General features: G+C 59.0%; 19 protein-coding genes. 9 read left to right on the forward strand and 10 right to left on the reverse strand.

Annotated elements, in window-relative coordinates:
* Positions 1 to 124: 124 nt before the first annotated feature.
* From rbsK to deoC, 4 genes are all read right to left on the reverse strand, one after another.
* Positions 125 to 1,051 (reverse strand): ribokinase, encoded by a 927-nt coding sequence (gene rbsK, locus ACUIAH_RS01700; RefSeq protein ID WP_445341194.1) that lies wholly within the window; start codon positions 1,049 to 1,051, stop codon positions 125 to 127.
* 8 nt (positions 1,052 to 1,059) lie between these two features.
* Positions 1,060 to 2,076, reverse strand: coding sequence for an aldose 1-epimerase family protein (locus tag ACUIAH_RS01705; protein ID WP_445341195.1), 1,017 nt, complete (start codon positions 2,074 to 2,076; stop codon positions 1,060 to 1,062).
* 14 nt (positions 2,077 to 2,090) lie between these two features.
* Positions 2,091 to 3,461 carry an L-fucose:H+ symporter permease gene (gene fucP, locus ACUIAH_RS01710; RefSeq protein ID WP_445341196.1) on the reverse strand — a complete coding sequence of 457 codons (1,371 nt, stop codon included), beginning with the start codon at positions 3,459 to 3,461 and terminating at the stop codon, positions 2,091 to 2,093.
* A 94-nt stretch (positions 3,462 to 3,555) separates the two neighbouring features.
* Positions 3,556 to 4,206, reverse strand: a complete 651-nt coding sequence (gene deoC / locus ACUIAH_RS01715) for a deoxyribose-phosphate aldolase (protein WP_267430489.1) — start codon at positions 4,204 to 4,206, stop codon at positions 3,556 to 3,558.
* Between the two features lie 155 nt (positions 4,207 to 4,361).
* On the opposite strand from deoC, the gene ACUIAH_RS01720 reads away from it, so the two are divergent.
* From ACUIAH_RS01720 to ACUIAH_RS01735, 4 genes are all read left to right on the forward strand, one after another.
* On the forward strand, positions 4,362 to 5,306 hold the full coding sequence (locus tag ACUIAH_RS01720; RefSeq protein WP_445341197.1) for a sugar-binding transcriptional regulator: 945 nt from the start codon (positions 4,362 to 4,364) through the stop codon (positions 5,304 to 5,306).
* A 340-nt stretch (positions 5,307 to 5,646) separates the two neighbouring features.
* Positions 5,647 to 6,819 (forward strand): aminotransferase class I/II-fold pyridoxal phosphate-dependent enzyme, encoded by a 1,173-nt coding sequence (locus ACUIAH_RS01725; RefSeq protein WP_445341198.1) that lies wholly within the window; start codon positions 5,647 to 5,649, stop codon positions 6,817 to 6,819.
* Between the two features lie 82 nt (positions 6,820 to 6,901).
* The gene (locus ACUIAH_RS01730; protein ID WP_445341199.1) at positions 6,902 to 7,342 is read left to right on the forward strand and encodes a hypothetical protein; all 441 of its coding nucleotides are present in this window, start codon (positions 6,902 to 6,904) and stop codon (positions 7,340 to 7,342) included.
* Complete coding sequence (locus tag ACUIAH_RS01735) at positions 7,246 to 7,893, forward strand: NAD(P)-dependent oxidoreductase (RefSeq protein ID WP_445341200.1); 648 nt, start codon at positions 7,246 to 7,248, stop codon at positions 7,891 to 7,893. Before ACUIAH_RS01730 ends, ACUIAH_RS01735 begins: the two co-directional genes overlap by 97 nt.
* Positions 7,894 to 7,932: 39 nt before the next feature.
* On the opposite strand, the gene ACUIAH_RS01740 is transcribed toward ACUIAH_RS01735, so the two are convergent.
* Positions 7,933 to 8,523 (reverse strand): xanthine phosphoribosyltransferase, encoded by a 591-nt coding sequence (locus ACUIAH_RS01740; RefSeq protein ID WP_445341201.1) that lies wholly within the window; start codon positions 8,521 to 8,523, stop codon positions 7,933 to 7,935.
* A 247-nt stretch (positions 8,524 to 8,770) separates the two neighbouring features.
* Here ACUIAH_RS01740 and ACUIAH_RS01745 point away from each other — a divergent pair, with 247 nt between their 5' ends.
* Both ACUIAH_RS01745 and ACUIAH_RS01750 read left to right on the forward strand, forming a co-directional pair.
* Positions 8,771 to 9,064: a hypothetical protein gene (locus ACUIAH_RS01745; protein WP_045924523.1), complete on the forward strand. Its 294-nt coding sequence runs from the start codon at positions 8,771 to 8,773 to the stop codon at positions 9,062 to 9,064.
* 206 nt (positions 9,065 to 9,270) lie between these two features.
* The gene (locus ACUIAH_RS01750; RefSeq protein WP_445341202.1) at positions 9,271 to 11,799 is read left to right on the forward strand and encodes a UvrD-helicase domain-containing protein; all 2,529 of its coding nucleotides are present in this window, start codon (positions 9,271 to 9,273) and stop codon (positions 11,797 to 11,799) included.
* Between the two features lie 51 nt (positions 11,800 to 11,850).
* Here the strand turns inward: ACUIAH_RS01750 and ACUIAH_RS01755 are convergent, their stop codons facing one another.
* Positions 11,851 to 12,504 carry a response regulator transcription factor gene (locus ACUIAH_RS01755; RefSeq protein WP_445341203.1) on the reverse strand — a complete coding sequence of 218 codons (654 nt, stop codon included), beginning with the start codon at positions 12,502 to 12,504 and terminating at the stop codon, positions 11,851 to 11,853.
* Positions 12,501 to 13,763, reverse strand: coding sequence for a sensor histidine kinase (locus ACUIAH_RS01760; RefSeq protein ID WP_445341204.1), 1,263 nt, complete (start codon positions 13,761 to 13,763; stop codon positions 12,501 to 12,503). Before ACUIAH_RS01760 ends, ACUIAH_RS01755 begins: the two co-directional genes overlap by 4 nt.
* 178 nt (positions 13,764 to 13,941) lie before the next feature.
* On the opposite strand from ACUIAH_RS01760, the gene ACUIAH_RS01765 reads away from it, so the two are divergent.
* Genes ACUIAH_RS01765 through ACUIAH_RS01775 form a run of 3 tightly spaced genes read left to right on the forward strand, consistent with a single transcriptional unit; the run spans position 13,942 to position 17,457 of the window.
* Complete coding sequence (locus ACUIAH_RS01765) at positions 13,942 to 14,898, forward strand: ATP-binding cassette domain-containing protein (RefSeq protein ID WP_445341205.1); 957 nt, start codon at positions 13,942 to 13,944, stop codon at positions 14,896 to 14,898.
* Positions 14,899 to 14,939: 41 nt separating this feature from the next.
* Positions 14,940 to 16,133, forward strand: a complete 1,194-nt coding sequence (locus ACUIAH_RS01770) for an ABC transporter permease (protein ID WP_445341206.1) — start codon at positions 14,940 to 14,942, stop codon at positions 16,131 to 16,133.
* Entirely contained in the window at positions 16,120 to 17,457 is a 1,338-nt protein-coding gene (locus ACUIAH_RS01775) for an ABC transporter permease (protein ID WP_445341207.1), read from the forward strand. The genes ACUIAH_RS01770 and ACUIAH_RS01775 overlap by 14 nt, the downstream gene beginning before the upstream one ends.
* 15 nt (positions 17,458 to 17,472) lie before the next feature.
* Here ACUIAH_RS01775 and ACUIAH_RS01780 read toward each other — a convergent pair whose 3' ends face one another.
* Genes ACUIAH_RS01780 through ACUIAH_RS01790 form a run of 3 tightly spaced genes read right to left on the reverse strand, consistent with a single transcriptional unit; the run spans position 17,473 to position 19,178 of the window.
* A complete protein-coding gene (locus tag ACUIAH_RS01780; RefSeq protein ID WP_445341208.1) occupies positions 17,473 to 18,210 on the reverse strand; it encodes a hypothetical protein in 738 nt (245 codons plus the stop codon).
* A gap of 12 nt (positions 18,211 to 18,222) precedes the next feature.
* Positions 18,223 to 18,732: an MFS transporter gene (locus ACUIAH_RS01785; RefSeq protein ID WP_445341209.1), complete on the reverse strand. Its 510-nt coding sequence runs from the start codon at positions 18,730 to 18,732 to the stop codon at positions 18,223 to 18,225.
* Positions 18,729 to 19,178 carry a hypothetical protein gene (locus ACUIAH_RS01790; RefSeq protein ID WP_445341210.1) on the reverse strand — a complete coding sequence of 150 codons (450 nt, stop codon included), beginning with the start codon at positions 19,176 to 19,178 and terminating at the stop codon, positions 18,729 to 18,731. The genes ACUIAH_RS01785 and ACUIAH_RS01790 overlap by 4 nt, the downstream gene beginning before the upstream one ends.
* Positions 19,179 to 19,268: the final 90 nt, after the last annotated feature.

A 19,268-nucleotide genomic window follows, 5' to 3' on the forward strand; every position in this document is an offset into this window, starting at 1 on the left:
GAATCGTGGCTCCTGCTTTTCTTTGAGGCACAGTATATGACAACATTTCGTTGCAAGGACATAAAAAAGCCAGACGAGGGCTGTCTACCCGTCCACGCCTGGCAATGCGACCATAGCGAATACCTTATGCCTGCACCCTTTCCAGCAGGAGGTCGTTCAGCTCGGCAGCTGTTGGATAAGCCTTCTGGGTGCCACGGCGCGTGACGCTGATTGCAGCGTATCTGTTGGCGTGCCCCAGAGCGGTTGGCACATCCTCGCCCTGCGTGTAGTAGTGGGCGAACGAGCCGATGAAAGCATCTCCGGCGCCAGTGGTATCCACGGCTTCAACCGTGACTGCAGGCACCAGCAGCTCCTGGTCGGCGCTGACCCATAGGGCGCCCTTGCCGCCCATGGTGACAATCAGGTTGCCTACTCCGCGCCTTACCAAGCTCCGTGCTGCGGCTTTGATCTCATCCAATGTCCCTGTGGGCATTCCTGTGAGCGTGGCCAGCTCGGTCTCATTCGGTGCGAAGAAGGCCACCCTGGAAACGTAGTCGATGTTCAGATCGTCATTTGCTGGAGCAGGGTTCAGCAGTACAGGCACGCCGTAGCCCTCTGCCAGTTCAATGGCATGGTAGTTGGTCTCCAAGGCGATCTCCTGTTGGAGAACGACCAGTTTCGATCCCTTGATCAGGTCTTTTTTATCGTCCAGGGCGGCAGGCGTGAGCTGTTTGTTGGCGCCTTTGACGATCAGGATCCGATTGTCGCCGCTGGTGTCCACAAAGATGGGCGCCACGCCGCTGCTTCCACCGGCGATGCCGATTCCATCGGAGCTGATGCCGTTGCTGCGATAGTTCTCCAGCTGCTGTCTGCCGAATTCGTCCTTGCCGACCATGGTGATGAAGCTGACCTGTGAACCCAAGCGGGCGGCGGCGATGGCCTGGTTGGCCCCTTTGCCGCCGAATCCTATCTCGAATTCAGGAGCTTCCACAGTCTCTCCCTCGACCGGCATGCGATCGACAAAGGTGGTCAGCTCATACATATTGGAACCGATGACAGTGATGTCAGCCATATTCTTCTTTACCTTTCCAGGCCGGTGGTTACCAGGAATGAACGCTTTTCCCGGGGCTTGAGGTGGATCAGGGTGCCCGCATTCTCAGCGGCGGCTCGGCCTTCGGGCGTGCTGGTGCCGGGCAGCGCAAAGGCCGCCACCTGTTGATCGGCGTTGTACAGGATCCAGCGGGTGACGATGGGGAATTGCTCCGTGCTGAACCGTGTCAGGAAGTTGTGTTCGGCATTCAGATGGAGCCGGAACTCGGCCACATCCGTAAACTTGGTCAGGTTCTGGGAGAAGAAGACGATCTCAGGATCGTAGTGGCTCTCGTCGTTCAGGTCGTTGATCAGATCACCGCTGGCCTTGAGCTCTTCGTTGTAGGCCAGCCATTGCGGGGTGGGATGGACGTGGGCGGGAACGGTCTGGCGCAGACGGAAAGCCTCGTCAGGCACGTTCTGCTCCATGTGCCCGTCATGCACGTAGGCGTAGTTCATATGGCACATGTATTGCAGAGGCATGGTCTGATAGTTGGAGAGGTTGGTGACCTCCAGGCCGATATCGAAGAGTCCGGAATCAGCGTGCAGGGTTACGGCTGGCCGGCTCAGGTAGTGGTCGCCGAACCCTTTGACATATTCAAATTGCCCATGTATTGACATGGTCCCATCTCCGAATTCCAGCCAGGCACTGTCCATGCGGCTGGTCGGAGCCTCGCCGTGGAGTTGGTAGTCGTCCTCCGGGGCCGGGGTTCCGCCGCCAAGGAGTCCTGACGTGAACTGGAAGCAGCCGTAGGTATCTGCTATGGCCGTGCCGGGAAGGGGTTGCGAGAACATGTCCTTCATCTTCAGGCTGATGGAGTCGAAGACCGCATCCCAGATGATCAGGCCCATATAGGGCAGGACGGTGAGCTGGCCGCGGGAGTTCTCCAGACGGACCGCTTCAACTCCTGAAGGGTAGGTGAAGGTGACGGCTTTGAAATCGTCGTCGCCATAGAGGGTGAACTCGGCAGGGCCGAACATGTCATGATTGAGGTGAAGCTGTTGCATGATTGGTTTTCCTTTCATTGGTTTTTCTGAGCGCCTACAGCCTTGAAAGCGCGCATCTTTGCTGTGGAATAGACGCAGACGACCGCGAAACAGACCACATCGACGAGGAAGGACAGGGACATGTTCGAGATGTCCGCGACGAATCCCTGCGCTACAGGGATGAAGGCCCCGCCCACGATGGACATGACGATGATGGCTCCCGCTGTTTCCGTATGGCGTTTGTCGGTCACCGTATCCAAGGTCTGCGAGTAGATGGTGGCCCAGCAGGGTCCGAACAGGCCCGAGACGATGATGGCCGCATAGACGGCGCTCATGTTGCGCACCAGGAGGATGTAGACCAGGGCAGCCAATCCGAATGCCGAGAACCACTGCAGGACCCGGGAGGGGTGCATGGACTTCATCATGAAGTTGGCGATCACCTTGCCTATGAAGAAGGCCGCATAGCTGTAGACCATGAAGGTCGATGCCGAGCGTTCGTTGATCGAGGAATTGAGCTCCATGGCCAACCTGATGGTGAAGGACCACACGGCCGTCTGCATTCCTATATACATGAATTCGGTGAAAATTCCCCAAAGGAAGCGGCGATTGTGCGCAAGATAGGCCAGTGTCTCGCCGATGCGCGCCTGAGGCTGCTGCTTGGTGGAATCCACCCTGGGCTTGCCTGAAGGGAACTGCGTCAATGCGAAAAGCACTAGGGCGACCAGCAGGACGAAGATGATGTATTTGTAAGGCAGCAGCGTATGCTGAAGGGCGCGCTCGCCGAAGGCGATGCGGGCCTGTCCGTGAAGCCCTTCCATCTGCTTTTCCAGGCTCTGGCCTGCACCGAAGATCAGGTATTTGCCCAGCAATATGCCCGCTATGGCGCCGAGCGGGTAAAAAGTCTCAGAGATGTTAAGCCGCAGAGTGGCATACTTCTTAGGTCCCATGAGGGAGCTGAAGGTGTTGGCCGAGGTCTCCAGGAAGCTTAAACCGCAGGCCAAGGCGAACAGGGCGATCAGGAAGAAGCCGTAGGTGGCCATGCGCGAGGCTGGGAAGAAAATCGAACAGCCGATGGTGTACAGCGAAAGGCCGATCATGATGGCGACCTTGTATGAGGTCTTCTTGATGATGAGTGAAGCCGGTATGGCGATCAAAAAGTAGCCCAGATAAAAGGCTGTCTGTACAAAGGCGCTGGCGACATTGGACAGGGTGAAGATGGTCTTGAACTGGGTTATGAGTATGTCATTGAGACTGGCGGCCGCTCCCCAAAGGGGGAATAGACAGGAGAGCAGGATGTACTGGAGCATCGGCGTCCTGTCCAGGTATCCATCATCCAATTCCTGCGCGCGCAGTCTGAATGGATGAAAGGATGCTTTTGGACGCTTCTGTAAGGTTGTTGATTGCATGAACCCCTCCTTGGGTTTGCATTCGGTGGCCGCCGCATTGCGTGTGCCGAGAATATAAGAGTCGGTCCGGGGGGCCGGCCCCCGGACGCCGAGGTCAGGCCTTGCCGATGATGGCCATGCTGGAGCTGGTGCCCAGCCGTTCCACACCTGCCTTGATCAGGGCCTCAGCCTCTTGCCTGGTGTGGATGCCGCCGGCGGCCTTGATGTGAATTCTGTCGCCGACTGCTTGTTTGATGACTTCGATGTCGTGCACACTGGCACCACGGCTGGCGAATCCAGTGGATGTTTTGACGAAATCAGCGCCTGCGTCGGCCACCAGCCTGCTGGCCCGCGCGATCTGCTTATCGTCAAGGAGAGCTGTCTCGATGATGACCTTGATGACTTTTCCTGCCTGATGCACGGTCTCGACGACTGCACGAATATCCTTGGCAACGAGCTCCTCTCGACCGCCCGTCATTTCGCCGATGTTGATCACCATATCCAGCTCATCGGCTCCGTTTGCGATGGCTTCCCGGCTTTCGGCGACCTTGCTGGCTGTGGTGTTGGCACCCAGGGGGAAGCCGATGACGCAGGCAGTCAGGACATCCGAACCTTTGACCCGCTCATGGACGTGGGAAACCCAGTAGGGATTGACCATGACCGAATAGAAATGATTGTTCAGGGCTTCGTCGATGACCTGGTCGATCTGAGCGAGTGTTGCCTCCGGCTTGAGCAGCGTGTGATCGATTAGGCGATTGATCTGCATGATTGTTACCTCCTTGTGGGCATCACTGTAACAGTCAATGAACGGAAGTAAAATGCTAAAATGAACATATGTTCAAAAACTGAAGCTCGAACATCACATGACCTGACGCTGTCATTGGCTGCTGTTTCCGCACGACTAGGAGAAGAGGAAGTTTCATGATCGACGATGAACAGCATAGGAATCAAGCTGTCACAGTCTGTCACTGGTATTACGAGGAGGGCTTGGGTCAAAACGCCATCGCCCGCAGACTGGGCGTTTCTCGCCCGACGGTTTCGCGTCTTCTGGCCTACGCCAGGCAAGAAGGGCTTGTTCGGGTTATCATCGCGGACCCTCATGCTGATTTGCAATCCCTGGCCAGAAAACTCAAAGTGACTTTCGGCCTGCGAGATGTCAGGCTGTCATATGATTCGACCGGTGACGAAGAGGCCATCAGAGATAGACTAGGCGCGGTTACAGCGGATTATCTGGCGGAGATTGTCGGCGATCACGACCGTTTGGGGATCAGCTGGGGGAGGACCCTCAAGGCTGTAGCCGATCATCTGCGCCCTAATGAGCACAAGGATGTATCGGTGGTGCAGTTGAAGGGGAGTGTCTCCGCGTCCGATTTCAACAACTATGCTGCGGATATCGCCCTGAAATTCGGTATGGCCTTCGGCACCACCACCACAGTGCTGCCCTTGCCGGTCATTTTCGACAATGCTTTGACTCGGGATATTGTGCTCAAGGATCGTTTCATTGACGAGATTGTTCGTCAGGGGGAACGGACCGATATCGCCGTGTTTACCTGCGGAACCGTTCGTGACGATGCCATGCTCTTCAAGCTGGGATATCTCTCCCGCAGAGAGATTACCATGCTGCAGCATAAGGCTGTCGGTGATGTGCTTTCACGATTTATAGCTCCTGACGGCTCCATTGCGGATGATGGCATTGACGCGAGAACGGTGGGGATACAGCTTGATCGGTTGCGCAAGAAGCCATGTTCCATATTGGTGGCGGGAGGGCCTTCCAAGATAGCATCCATGCGTGCGGCGCTTCTGGGCGGCTATGCCAATGTGCTGATTACGGATTCCCAGGCTGCCATGCGTCTGTTGGAGGAATAGGCGAACCTCTGCAATCGAGGGAATTGCGCTGCTTGCCAGTACACAAGCGTTTGGTCAAATAATGGTCGCGCTCGTATGATTGTTGAAACACCGCTGTACGCTTACTATCAATGCTGATTGTAGATTCCGCAGGAGGTTTCAGCATGCAGGGCACACGATTTACCTATTGGTGGCACGGATTCGATCTGTGACGCCGCGTGCCTTGTAGGAACGGTTGCATGGATCGGAACCCACCGGCCCTGCAGTCGTCGACAGCATTTCCCGTGCATCGTCACCGCATAGTCGGTAGGGCAGCACCAGCGACAATGGTTGAAGTAACCGCATGGGAAAGGACAAGCCAATGACATTGGCGGATCATATGAATGCCAGGGTCAAAGCTCTGGCGCCGAGCGACATTCTCGAGTTCAACAAGGAGATCGCCGGAATAGACGGCATCGTGAAGCTGACCCTGGGGGAGCCGGACTTCTTCACCCCCGAGCACGTCAAGCAGGCGGGCATCCAGGCCATCCGGGACAACCACAGTCATTACACTGAGAGTCGCGGCATGCCCAGTCTGCGCAAGGCGGCGGCCGATTATCTACACGCCAAGTACGCGCTGGACTACGACCCTGACACGCAGATGGTGATTACGGCCGGGGCCACCGGGGGCATCTTCTCGGGCCTTACCGCCATGATCAACTCGGGCGACACGGTGATCCTGCCCACACCCATCTTTCCTCTCTATATTCCCATCGCCCAGCTGAGCGGCGCCAAGACCGTCTTCGTCGACACATCCGATGACGGCTTCATTCTCAGGCCGGACAAGCTGGAGGCCGCCATCGAACACAGCGATGGTCCGGTCAAGGCCCTGGTGCTCAACTATCCGACCAACCCGACCGGCGTGACCTATGCCCGTGAGGATCTGGAGGCTCTGGCCCAGCTGGCGCGCAAGCACGGCTTCTTCGTGCTCAGCGATGAGATCTATGCCGAGCTGACCTACCAGGGCACCCATGTGTCCATGGGCACCATTCTGCCCGAGCAGACGGTCGTGCTTGGCGGGGTCTCGAAGTCCCATGCCATGACTGGATGGCGGGTCGGCATCGCCGCTGGCCCGGCCGACGTCATTGACCAGCTCAGCAAGGTCAACGAGTTCACCATCACTTCGGTGACCACCAACGCCCAGTATGCGGCCCAGGAGGCTCTGACCAAGGGCATGAATGACACGGATCCGATGCGCGAGGCCTACCGCAAGCGGCGGGACTATCTGGTCAAGGCCCTGCCCGAGGTCGGTCTGGACGTCATCGATCCCAAGGGCGCCTTCTACATCTTCGCCCGGTTGCCCGAGGGCATGCACGACAGCTGGAGCTTCGTCTACGACCTGGCTCGAAAGGCCAAGGTGGCGGTGATCCCCGGAGCAAGCTTCGGGCCTGGGGGAGAAGGCTACGTCCGCATCTCCTATGCCGCCTCCATGGAGGATCTGCACACCGCGGTGGAGCGGATCGGCGATTATATGCGCGCTCAAAATCGCGGCTGATCCCTCCGGCGATTCACTCGGCAATCATCACAACCATCATCTAGCAACAAAATCAACGAGGACAGTTACCAAGGACCAGAAAATGACCAGCATTCTCATGTATTCAGTACGCCCCGACGAGCAGGAGGCCATTCAGGCCTGGGCGCAAGCCAATGACATTCAGGTGGACACCACCGACCACGATCTGGGGATGAAAACCGTGGACATGATCAAGGGATACGACGGCATCGTCATCCAGCAGCACGCAGCCCTGCCCGAGCCGGAGCTCTACCAGCGGCTCAAGGACTACGGCCTCAAGCAGCTGACCCTGCGCATCACCGGCTATGACATCGTCAACCTGCAGGCCGCTCGGGAGAACGGGCTGGTCGTCACCAACGTGCCTGCCTACTCGCCCCGATCGGTCTCCAACTGGTCCTGGCCCAGGTCATGCGTCTGGTTCGGCATCTGGGGGAGGCCAGCGCTCGCGAAGCCAAGGATGACTATACCTGGGCTGGGCTTCAGGCCCACGAGATCCACAACCTGACCGTGGGGATCATCGGAGCCGGCAAGATCGGATCGGCCGTGGCCAGGATCTTCCGGGCCCTGGGCTCCACCGTCATCGCCAATGATCCGGTTCACCGCCCGGAGCTGGCAGACACCCTGGATTACGTGGACCTGCCCACGCTTTTGAAGCGGGCCGACATCGTCACCGTTCATACGCCGCTGGACGAGACCACCCATCATCTGATCAATGCGCAGGCCCTGGAAGCCATGAAGCCCTCGGCCTTCCTGATCAACGCCGCCCGCGGCCCTATTGTGGACACCCCGGCACTGATCAAGGCCCTGCAGACCAAGTCCATCGCCGGTGCCGCCATCGACACCATCGAGAGGGAGGCCGGCATCTTCGAAAAGGATTTGAGCGGAACCAAGGTCGACAACCAGGCCTTGGAGACCCTCAAGGCCATGCCCAATGTGGAGGTCTCGCCCCACATCGGCTTCTACACCGATGCCGCCGTGAACGCCATGGTCAACATCTCCCTGAACGATGTGAAGACCATCCTGGAGGGCGGCACCAGCGAGCATCAGGTGGACTGACCGTATTATCTCCGCGACCCGGACCGGACGCCGACCTGCTCAGGCTGGATTCTGAGCAAAGGTGATGGTGCCCTGGTCCGGGTCCATGCTTTCCACGATGGCCAGGGACTTGAGGTTGTAGCCCTTTTTGCGCAGGGTGCGGCCGCCCTCCTGGAAGCCCTTCTCCACGGCGATGCCGATGCCCTCGATGACGACCTTGGCATCATGGCAGATGTCAATCAGACCGTGCAGGGCGTTGCCCTTGGCCAGGAAGTCGTCAAGGATCAGCACGTGCTCGCCCTCCTTGAGGAAGCGCTTGGCCACGATGACGGGGTACTCACGCTGCTTGGTGAAGGAGTAGATGCGGGCCGTGTACTGGTCGCCGTCAAGGTTGATGGACTGGGTCTTCTTGGCGAAGACCACCGGCACGTCGCCAAAGTGGCGGGCGGCCAGGCAGGCGATGCCGATGCCGGATGCCTCGATGGTCAGAATCTTGTCGATCTTGTGTCCAGCGAACAGGCGGGCCCATTCAGCGCCCATGTGGTCGAAGAGCCGCACGTCGCACTGATGGTTGAGGAAGGCGTCCACCTTGAGTACATTGCCAGGCTTGACCGTGCCCTGGCGGCGGATTCGCTCCTCAAGTTCCTGCATGTCATCGTCCTTGTCGTCATGAATGCGGGGCCCCTATGGTCCCGACGGATAGACACCAAGATAACCCGATTCTGGGACTGTGGTCCGGCTGCCCTGATCCGCCAGGTTTCACCTCCAGCGGATTGGAGTGTCTTCCTGGCGTGTCAGCCCGTCAATCCGCGGATTCAAGGCCCTGACTGTTACAGTGAAAATTGACCGCAATGGTCACGCATCGTCACGGTGCGTTCAAGGACCTAAGGAGGACCATATGGGGATTCTGGATGATGCAAAGGATGCCATGAAGTCTGCCGGCGAGAAGATTTCCGATGTCGCTGGCGATGTAAAAGACACCGTTATGGACAAGGCATCCGATGCCAAGGACGCCGTTGCCGATAAGATGGGCGACGCCAAGGACGCTGCCCAGGACAAGATGGGCGACGCCAAGGACGCCGCCTCCGACAAGATGGACCAGGCCAAGGCCGATGCCAAGGTCGGCAAGGCCAAGGCTGAGCAGGGCGCCACCGAGGCTGTCAACAACGCCAAGGACCAAGTGCGCAACTGACTGGGTCATCTCGACTTCCCCGACTAAACCCCGTTCGCCTTCCCTATTCTCAAGGCGGACGGGGTCTTTTATGTCTGCTGGTACGTCTGCTGGCTGACCCATGAGCCAAGATCGATGACACCGCTTTGTGGTAGAAATAGTTGTCTGCCGGGTGTGCGCCATCCGGCCTGAGACGGTGACCGAGACCAGATGGCAAGAGGTGGCTTGTGAACGAGGAACCGGACTTGATCCAGCGCAGCGCCAAGGAGCTGCTCAAGGGGCTCAACGATCGGCAGGCCGAGGCGGTGCAATACCAGGGCCCGGCCCTGCTGATCGGAGCAGGCGCAGGCTCGGGCAAGACCAGGGTGCTGACCCGTAGAATCGCCTGGATCCTCAGTCAGTTCGGCGCCTGGCCCAGCCAGATTCTGGCCATTACCTTCACCAACAAGGCGGCCTCCGAGATGCGTGAACGTCTGCGCAGGCTGATCGGGCCCGTGGCCGACCGCATGTGGGTGTCCACCTTCCACTCGGCCTGCGTGCGCATCCTGAGGCGGGACGGCAAGGAGATCGGCCTGCGATCAGGCTTCACCATCTATGACACGGCCGATTCCGAGCGTCTGATCAAACTGATCGGCAAGGATCTCAACATCGATCTGAAGCGCTACACCCCAAGAAACATTTTGAGCCGCATATCCGACTACAAGAACAACCTGCAGGATTGGCGCACACAGCTGCAGGAGTACGCCCCCGACTACCGGCCCGGGCAGCGCGGCCAGCAGATCACCGCCCGCTTCGGCAACGAGGAGGAGCTCTACTCCGTGGTCTACGCCGAGTACGAGCACCGGCTGGCTCAGGCCAACGCGGTCGATTTCGACGATCTGATCGTACGCACGGTCCAGCTGCTCCAGCAGTCCCCGATGGTGGCCCAGTATTACCACCATCGCTTCCGGTACGTGCTGGTGGACGAGTACCAGGACACCAACCATGCCCAGTATGTGCTCATGCGTGAGCTGGCCGGCGCCGATGCTTGCAAGCAGGACCAGGCCTGGATCACCGTGGTGGGGGATTCGGACCAGTCCATCTATGCCTTCCGAGGGGCTGACATCAGCAACATCAGGGACTTCGAAAAGGATTTCCCCGGAGCCCGGACCATTCTCCTTGAGCAGAACTACCGTTCCACCCAGACCATTCTGGATGCGGCCAATGCCATCATCGTCAAGAACGAGGGCCGCAAGCCCAAGAAGCTCTGGACAGCCCTGGGCAAGGGGGAGCCCATCGTGGGCTATGCCGCCGACAATGCCCAGCAGGAGGCCGCCTGGATCGCCACCGAGATCGCCCGGCTGCGCAGCGAGGAGGGCATTCCATACTCCGACATGGCCATCATGTACCGGGCGAATGCCCAGTCCCGCGCCTTGGAGGAGGGGCTGATCAACGCCGGCCTGCCCTACCAGCTGGTGGGCGGGACCCGCTTCTACGAGCGCAAGGAGATCAAGGACGCCCTGGCCTACCTGCACGCCATCGCCAATCCCCAGGATGATGTGAACATACGACGGATACTCAACGTGCCCAAGCGGGGCCTGGCCGCACGTGCCGAGGCGGCGGCGACCTCCTATGCGGATTTGCATCAGGTCTCCTTCTGGGAGGGGGTGCAGCATATCGAGGAGGTGCCTGGGGCCTCCACGCTGATGGTCAAGCGGATGAAGGCCTTCAGGGATCTGATCACCTCCCTGACCGACTTTGCCGCAGAACACGATACCAAGCCATCCCAGATTGTTGAGAAGGTTCTGGAGGAGTCCGGCATGCTGGACGAGCTTCGCAAGTCGGTGGATCCGCAGGATGCCTCCCGGCTTGAGAACCTTGGCCAGCTGCAGTCAGTGGCCGCCGAGTTCGAGCAGAAGACCCCAGACGCGACGCTGGCGGGCTTTCTGGAGACCACGGCGCTGGTGGCCGACTCGGACCAGCTGCCGGGCCTGGGCGACGACTCGGGCAAGGTGACGCTGATGACCCTGCACACGGCCAAGGGCCTGGAGTATCCGGTGGTCTTCCTGACCGGCATGGAGCAGGGAACCTTCCCGCACTCCCGCTGCCTGGAGGATACCGATGAGATGCAGGAGGAGCGTCGACTGGCCTATGTGGGCGTGACCCGTGCCAAGCGGCGTCTTTACCTGACCCGGGCGGCCGTCCGCTCACAGTGGGGGCAGGTCAATGAGATGCTGCCCAGCCAGTTCCTGGATGACATCCCTGACGATCTGATCGACTGGAAGCGTCGGCAGGCCGGCAACGAGCGGATGCGCGCAGGCTGGGATCTGGGTGACGACGAGGACGAATTCGGCGGCTTCGAGGATGATAGCGACGGCCGTGCATTCGGTCATCGTTCATTCGGCGGGTTCGGCTCCGGCTTCGGCTCTTCCCGCAATGGGTACGGGCGCTCGCGGACCTCCTCACAGCGGTCGTTCGGGTCATCGGGTTACGGCTCTCGCGGCTCCTCCTCCAGAAATGGAAGGGTTACGACCAGGCGGAGCACGACAAGCTCGTCGTCAACCTCGCACGCTGGCAGGGCCTCGGTCCAGCCCAAGTCGAACGGCCTGTCCATTCAGGACTTCTCCCTGGGTGACAGGGTTGCCCACGACCAGTATGGCCTGGGCAAGGTGGTCGACATTCAGGACAAGGGGCACAACTCGGTCCTGACTGTGGACTTCGGTTCCGAGGGAACCAAGCGGCTGATGCTGCGCTTGGCGCCGATCGAAAAGCTCTGAATGATCGAGACTCCGGGCCCACCCACGGACGGGACCACATAATCTATGCGTTCATGACTCTTGCGAGGACAGCCATTCCACGGCGAGCTGGGTGCGGTTGGCCAGGTTGGTCTTGGCCAGGATGGCGGAGATGTGATTGCGGACGGTCCCTTCGCTGAGATAGAGACGCCTGGCGATGGCCTGGTTATCGAGGCCGTCGGCCACCAAAGCGACTATTTCACGTTCGCGGTCAGTCAGGGTTTGGAAGCGCTGGGGAACAGGCTCAGCTGGGTCCTTTCGCGTCTGCTCCTCCTGCTTGCCAAGTGACAGGTTAGCTACGGCCTCGGCTCCAAGAACCGTCTGCCCTGCCATGACGGCCTGGAGGGCCGGCACCACTGAGGCTACGTCCTGCTTGATCACATAACCCTTTGCTCCCAAGGCCAGTGCGCGGGAAATATACTCCTTGTCTGCAAAGGTGGTCAGAAAGAGCACTCGGGCGGTCGAATCCAGGGCGATGATGCGCTCCGCCGCCTCCAGGCCGTCCATACCGGGCATCTGCACATCGAGCAGCAGCACGTCAGGCCTGCCGCCAGTCGCTTGGAAACAATCCAGGGTTGACTGGCCGTCATTGGCTGTCCAGAGCACGTCTGCAGTACCGGTTGCCGTCAAAATCGTTGACAGGGACGAGCAGACAATCGGATCGTCATCAGCGATAGCGACTTTCATGCCATGACCTTCCTATCCTCTCCATGCTCAGCTGCGCTGCGGTTAGACCAGGGTTCCTTAGGCAAGGATACGAAAACCTTCCATCCTTGTCGGTTGGGACCGCTGTTGGCCGTGCCGCCCAAGGCTCTGGCCCTGGCTTCCATATCGGCCAGCCCCATGCCGCGCTGGAGCCTTGACTCTTGAGTGGGCGAGCTGTCAGGCTGCGAGTGCTGAATTCCGCCGTCGTCCTGCACCACCATCTGCCAGAAGGCGGGGAGGTCGCGCAGAATGACCTGCGCCGACCCGGCTGAAGAATGGCGGACCGTATTGGTAAGGGCCTCGCGGACGATGGTGGCCAGGCAACGGCACACTGGTGCAGGCGCTGTCTCAATGCCGTTGTTCAGATCGACCTTCAGCCGCCCCATAGAAGCCTCGGAGCTGGCATCCTCCATCTGGGATGCGAAGTCGGTGCCCTCATCCTCCAAGTCATGCACCGAACGACGAATTGTGGTCATGGCCTCATTCAAGGTCTTGCCGACATCATCCAGTACCCGCTCGGTACTCTGATCGCCCTTGCTCTGCGCAACCACTCGGCCAGCCTGGATCTGCATGATGGCTCGGGTAAGCAGGTGGCTCACATTGTCATGAATATCCCGAGCGATCCGGGTCCGCTCGGATAAGTGCGCCATTCGGGTCGCCTGGGCCCGCTCTTCGTCCAGGTCGTTGATGCGGCCGTGCAGTTGGCGAATTCGGTAGCGCTCGGTGTCTTCAATCCGCCAGACACGACCCTTGGCCACGGCCAAGTGTGCACATGCCAGTCCGCCGCCTTGCGCCAGTGCTGATGTCAACAAAGCCAGCAGGGCATAGCGCTGGGTGAGGCCTGTGAACAGTATGAGGTCGGCCATGGCCGGTATCAGCCAAAAGAATGCCGGTAGCAAGGCCAAGAGCAGCCTGGGCCGGGCAAGCCCGGAGTCCTTGGCTCGGGAATCTTTCATGCCGGCTGATCTGGTAGCCGGAACCATAGCTCCGAGTCCGACCCCCGCCTCGAAGGCCAGGGCTGGCAAGAAGAAAAGCCAGTCTTGAATGAACATTGCCAAAAGCGACACCAGAGCGCCGCCCCAGATGGAACCTGGCGCTGGCAGCAGCCATTCACACAGGGCTCCTGCGGCTATTGAGGCCAGAAGCCCGGCGATCAGGGTTCCTGAAACCCCTGAACCATACCACGATCCGCACAAGGTCCCCAGACCAAGCAGGATCAGCCAGCCAGCTATCCTGCCCATGAATGCCTCCTTGCCCTGTTACCTATTGCCTCAAATAGTAATTCTCGGGCTACCCGTTCCTGAGCCTAGGCGCAGGCAGGAGCACCCGTGACAAATGTCATAGGTTTGATTTGAGCATCCACAACTTTGATGACGGCTGTCATGGTGTTGGGCCAGCCCAGGCTGGGATGATGGAGTTATGAACAGTTCACGTGAGCAAGAGCCTGCCTTACAGGTCAGCGGATTGGTGAAGCGCTACGGTGACATGGTGGCCTTGGACCACTTCGACATGGAAGTCAATCGCGGTGAGGTATTCGGACTACTCGGCCCCAATGGTTCAGGCAAGTCAACCGCCATCAACTGCATACTGGCCCTGCTCAGCTTTGAATCGGGGACGGTTCGGATATTCGGGCAGGAGATGACCCCGACCTCATACGACCTCAAAAGTCATATCGGCGTGGTTCCACAGAATGTGGCTGTCTTCAACGAACTGAGCGTGCAGGAGAACATCGACTATTTCTGCTCCCTCTATGTGCCCAAGAAGGCCGACCGCAAAGCTTTGGTAGAGCAGGCCATCGACTTCGTGGGGCTGGGCGAATTCCGCAAGTTCCGACCTGGCAAACTGTCGGGCGGTCTGCTGCGCAGGCTCAACATCGCATGCGGCATCGCCCACCAGCCTGACCTCATCTTCTTTGACGAGCCCACTGTCGCTGTTGACCCCCAGAGCCGCAACGCCATCCTGGAGGGCATCGAACGGCTGAATACTCAGGGGGCCACGGTGGTTTACACCAGCCATTACATGGAGGAGGTGGAGCAGATCTGTACACGGATCATGATCATGGACCACGGCCGTCAGATCGCCCTGGGCACTGCCGAGGAGCTCAAGGGCATGGTCCAGGCCGGCGAGCAGGTCACCGTCGAGACCCTGGATCTTCAGGACTCCACGCTGGCCCAGATTCGTGCCCTGCCCCTGGCCCAGTCCGTCGACTATGACGGCAAGGAACTGGTCATCCACTGCCGACAGGGCGAGCACAACCTCCAGGACGTGCTGACGGTCCTGGAATCCACCAAGACCAGCTATGGCCACCTGACCAGCCGTCCGCCATCCCTGAACGACGTGTTCCTGGAACTGACCGGCAAGGAACTGCGCGACTGAGCGCGGTCCCCAGGCTCAATTGCCGTAAGGAGCACCTATCCATGTGGAACTCATTCCTGATCAACGTCAAAACCTCGATACGCAACACCTCCTCCCTATTCTGGGTTCTGGCCTTCCCGGTCATTCTGGCCGCTCTGATGCTGGGCATCATGGGCAACCTGCAAGACAGTTACACTGCCGAGGCACAGCACTTCGCCATAGTCTCGGATGCCAATTGGGAAGCCAGCCCAGGTGCTGACGAACTGGTCTCATCGCTATCGAAGAAGCCCAAGGCTGGGTCTGAGGACACTCAGCTGCTTATCCCGACGACAGTGGCTTCCAGGGAGGAAGCGAACACGCGTCTGGATAGCCGGAAGGATATTGGTTACCTGTACGCGGGCTCTGACGGACTGGTCAACATGGTCCTGTCCGACCGCGAAGCCGCCAGCATCCAATCCGATGCAACCGCCTCAGAAGGCATAGCGGTCTCCATTCTGTCCGCCTCGCTGGGCAGTTTCAACCAAGCCAACTCCGCAAGGGCAGCCATTGCCTCACCAAGCAATCAAATTCTGTTGCAATCCGGCGGACCGACCTACACCAGGCAAATCCGCCTGACGCACATCCACCCTTCTATGACCGCGCCCTACTTCTTCGCTGTGCTCGCTATGGCCTGCCTTATCGGTGCCAGTACCGCAGCCGAGATGATAGCCAAGACTCAGCCCAACCTTTCGGCCCTGGGAGCCCGACGGGCCAGCTCTCCCAGTCCCAAGTGGCGGCAGGCAGCGGGCGCCTTTCTGGCCTCCTGGCTCTTCTCCGCAGTCAGCCTACTGGTTGCCTACATCTTCGTCCGCACAGTCTGTGGAGTGCAAACCGGTGGTCGTGACCCGATAGCCCTCATAGCTATCGCCGTAGGCACCTTTATGGCTACCGCTTTTGGCTCTATGATGGGCGCGATTCCCAAACTCCCCACCGAAACGAAGGTTGGCCTGGTCATAGGCATCGACTGCACGCTGAGTGCCTTTATCGGCCTCTACGGCAGCCTGGCCATGGACCTGAACAATGCCATCCAGGAGCATGCTCCTATTCTTCACCTGCTCAACCCAGTCAAGCAGGTCTCCAACCTCTTCTACGACATCGTCTACTACGACAGCCTGGCACCCTTCGCCCGCACCTGCGGCATCCTGGCCATTATGGCCGCTATCTTCCTGGCCATCTGTGGTCTGCTCCTAAGGAAACAACGGTATGAATACTTGTAAAACAGCACTGCGCGTCATCTGGGCGCATAAGTTCTACCTCCTCCTGTATCTAGTGGGCATGAGCCTGATCATGATTGTCATCGGTTCCACGAACATGCAGGCCGCGGTACGTGCCAATACCTCAAGCTCGGTTGGTCGCTTTGAGCCCGCACGTGCGAAGGTGGTCGTCATCAATAGGGATTGCGATAACCAGGCTGGTTGCGAGCTGGGCCAGGGTCTGAAGAAGTATCTGGGCAAATCGGCCCGATTGGTGACAGTCGAAGATAAGCCTCAAGCCCTGCAGGACGCCAATGTATCGGGTAAAAGCGATTTGACCGTCATCATCCCAGCCGGATATGGACAACGGTTCCTTGATGCGCTTGACAACACTGCTGCCCAAGCTCACAGCGGCGGCAAGACGACTGCTTTCCCTAAGGTTGAAACGGCTGCCTCCTACAATTCCAGCCGCGGCAGTCTGGCACAATTGCAGGTGGACAGTTATTTTGATGCTCTTCGTACTGCCTTGCTTACGGGTCTAGGCCAAAAAGGTTCGATGGAGCTGCATTCATCTGCGGCGGTCAAGGATGCGGCTGCCTATGCAGTGGCACACTATGCCGGCAACCAGCCACATATGGGCATCCATGCCAGCCCCAAGACTGATAGCCATGGAGCTTTGTTGAAAGGCTTCGCTACGACAGTCGGCCTGGCCGCTTTTCCCTTGATGACAGCGCTGACGGTCTGCGTTGCCACGCTCTTCGGAGCCTTCAGTTCTCCCGACCGACATCGACGCCTGCTTGCCTCTCCAGAGCGGTCAGGCAGTCTGAATGGACAGGAGCTCACGGCAGTCCTCATCCTGGCAGGCTTCTCCTGGGTATACTACGTGGCACTCGTCGCTTTCAGCATGGCGGCATCGGGGGTGTCCTTGGCTTCCCTTGGCTGGGGGAGGGTGCTGCTGAGCTTTTTCGTCATGCTGGTATTCGCTGTATCGGCGGCATCCTTTGGATTCATGCTTGCTCAGTTCAATCCTTCTTCTTCGCTCATAAACTCCGTCGGGGTCACCTTCGGCCTGGTGGTTATGTTCACCTCCGGGTCAAGTTCCGGCGGCCCCCTGCCTCCGGTCATGCAGACGATCGGCAAACTGACGCCGGGCTGGTGGTACAACACTGCAGTCCAATCAATCATGGATTCGAGCGCAGCAGGCTTGGCCTCCTGGGGCCTTCCGCTGACCGTGGTTGCCTTGTTCGCGCTGGCTTATGCCTGTGTCGGCCTTATGGTCTCACGCCTGACACGCACCCGGGCCACCCTGGTCGCTCCTGTCAGCTCCGACCCCAGTATGATCGGCTGATACCTGATCTGCCAGTCATTCGTCCGGTTTCATGGCAAGCCTGGCAATCAGACATGTCAGCAGTGTCACCATGACCACCCCAGTGATGATCAGGGTCATAGGGCTGTGGTCGATCAGCGGGCCGAAGGCGGCCTGTCCCAGCGGGATCGCGCACATGCACAAGCTGTTGGTCAGTCCTATTACCTTGCCTATCAGCCTTGCGGGGGTGTGAATCTGTTCATAGGACAGGGAAAGGATGTTGACCGTCTGCACCATTCCCGCAGCCAGAGCCATGCACCCGGTTACCAGGGCGAAAAGGACATGTGTAGGCGAATGCATGAGCAGTTCTGCTGCAATGGGAAGGAGAACCAGGGCGCTGCCCGAGAGCAACATGGGTATCCGTCGCAGATGGAACCAGGCTGGACGGATGGATACCAGAATGGCTCCAAGCAGGCTTCCGCAGGCAAGTATTTCTTCGGCCAGCCCCTGCATGGCATTGCTCAGGCCCAGCGTGCGAGTGACCATATAGGGCAGGGCCACGTTGACGTAGGAGGCAAAGATCAGATTGGCCGCCAGGCTGAGTCTTATGACCACTTTGAGGTTGCCATGCCTGGCCAGAAATTGTGCAGCCTCTTTCGTGTCAGCGACCAGATGGCTCACCAGTGCTTTTGGGTCTTGGAAGTGGCTTTGTGCTGGTTCGGGAATTCTGACGGCGATCCTGATCCAGGCAGCCGACAGAAGGCAGGTCAGGGCGGAAACCCCGACTACCTGCATGATTCCGAAGAATCACATGACCATGCCAGCCAATACTGGTCCGATCATTCCTACCAGGGAGATTGCCTGGGAAACCAGGGCTGATGCGCGGGTCAGGTCTTTGCTGTCTACCAGACAGTGAAGGGCCGCCTGCACCGTCGGGCTGTAACAGGCCCTGTAGGCATTCACCAGCACCATGCAGGTCACAGTCAAAAAACCCGGGTCGATCTTGTGACTGATCAGGATATATAAGAAGGCAGTCAACGCTGACAGAATGTCCAGCACTGCCATGGTGGACTGCTTGTGCAGCCGGTCGGCCAGAGCTCCGCCCAGAGGCGTCAGGAGTATGGATGGAAGGACTGCCATAGCGGAGGCCATGCCATAGAGGGATGCTGATCCTGAAATGTTCAGCAAATGAAGCGGAAGGGCGAAGACCAAGCATGTCTGCCCGAGATTGGAGAGAATCTCAGTCGTCAGAAGAGCAAGGAATGGCGGTGCCAGCAGTCCTTTGCTTGAGGTTTGGGCCTGATCGGGCGAGCTCATATCCCGGCTTCGCCTTGGGCGTCGGTGCCGAAGGATGTGAGCAGGTCGGAGAATCCCTGGTCCTCCAGGGGGATGCCCAAGCCCTGCATGATTGAGAAAAAGCAGGCTGCTCTGGTGCACAGCCCAGCCTGTGTTCCCTGGCGAAAGAAGGGCAGCAGCCACATGTTGGCCAGCAGGCGGATGATCTCCGCGGTTTGTTCTATATGCTCTACATGCATTGAGCCGTCCTGATTGCCCTGTGTGATCAGGTCGACAAAGTCGTCCCTCTCATCCACCAGGGCGGTGAATTCCATGCCGATCATCTTGGGATTGGCCTTTGGGTTGAATGTGCGGAACATCAGATTCGCGGCCTCCAGTCTCTTTTGCGCTCGCCTGGGGGTGAAGAGCTCGGTGGCGGCTTGGATGATTCGTTCCTGAGTCAGCTCAGGGTGTGCGTTGCGGGCCATGATCGTCTTCCTTTCCGGTCGCTGAGACGAGTTGTCGTTGATCGGTTGGGGGAGTCTGCCATTTGGGTTTAGTATCATACCGACCGTTGG

Source organism: Bifidobacterium sp. ESL0820 (assembly GCF_052606235.1).